At 39.6% G+C, this 558-nt stretch carries 1 pseudogene; it reads right to left on the bottom strand.

What is annotated here, in order from left to right:
- Positions 1–558 (bottom strand): annotated as a pseudogene (locus F3059_RS13730) (hypothetical protein); the annotation flags it as partial.

Here is a 558-nt window from a genome sequence, read left to right as displayed (position 1 = left end):
AGAAATTGCTGATGGTGCTGTGTTATCTTCAACCGTTACAACTGCTGTAGCAGATGAAGTGTTATTAGCCGGATCAGTCGATGTCAATGTAACCGTATTTGAACCGAGATCATTGCAGTCGAAAGTTGTTTTATCTAAGCTCAATGTAGGTGAAGTACAATTGTCTGTTGATCCATTATCGATACCTGATGTGGAAATTACCGCCTGACCATTTGCATCAAGTTGAACTGTAATGTTTTGTACCTGGACAACAGGAGGTATAGTGTCAATAACCGTAACTATTGAAGTTGCTGTTGAAGTGTTGTTACTGCCATCAGTTGCTGTTAATATTACGTTATTAGCACCTACATCATTACAATCGAATGAGGTTTGATCTAAACTGAGTGTCATTGAACAATTATCGCCTGAGCCATTGTCAATATCGCTTGTTGTTATATTAGCCTGGCCGTTTGCGTCAAGATATAAACTAATATCCTGTGCCAAGGCGTTAGGCGATGTTGTATCTAATACTGTAACAACAGCTGAAGATGTTGACACATTGTTGCTGCCGTCTGTTAC

Origin of the sequence: Salibacter halophilus (assembly GCF_008806325.1) — a bacterium.
Lineage (GTDB): Bacteria > Bacteroidota > Bacteroidia > Flavobacteriales_G > Salibacteraceae > Salibacter > Salibacter halophilus.
This window is presented reverse-complemented; position numbering and strand designations above follow the sequence as displayed.